Genomic DNA, 595 nt, shown 5'->3' on the forward strand with positions numbered 1-595 from the left:
GATCACCTCGGCACACTCTCTGCTGTCGGCGATGATCGACAACCACATCTACTGGGGCAATGAGTGCGAAATCGACATCCGCCGTGTGGCATGGCGTCGTGTGGTCGACATGAACGACCGCGCCCTGCGTCAGATCACGGCTTCTCTGGGCGGCGTGTCCAACGGCTTCCCTCGCGAAACCGGCTTTGACATCACCGTGGCTTCCGAAGTGATGGCGATCCTGTGTCTGGCAAACGATCTGGAAGATCTGGAAAAGCGTCTGGGCGACATCATCGTGGCCTACCGCCGCGACAAAACCCCGGTGTATTGCCGCGACATCAAAGCAGAAGGCGCAATGACCGTTCTGTTGAAAGACGCGATGCAGCCAAACCTCGTGCAGACTCTGGAAAACAACCCAGCCTTTGTGCACGGCGGCCCATTCGCCAACATCGCACACGGCTGTAACTCCGTGATCGCAACCAAGACCGCGCTGAAAGTGGCGGATTACGTTGTCACTGAGGCAGGCTTTGGTGCTGACCTCGGTGCCGAGAAGTTCATGAACATCAAGTGCCGCAAAGCGGGCATCGCGCCTTCCGCGGTTGTTCTGGTGGCCACC

The 595-nt window shown here is 58.7% G+C and carries 1 protein-coding gene; it reads left to right on the forward strand.

All coding sequences use genetic code 11. The features are described from left to right. Positions 1–595, forward strand: a 595-nt coding sequence (locus tag PJL69_RS20255) for a formate--tetrahydrofolate ligase (RefSeq protein WP_271311305.1), incomplete at both ends; no start/stop codon positions are given.

The organism is Shimia sp. MMG029, from assembly GCF_027947445.1.
Taxonomy (GTDB): domain Bacteria; phylum Pseudomonadota; class Alphaproteobacteria; order Rhodobacterales; family Rhodobacteraceae; genus Shimia.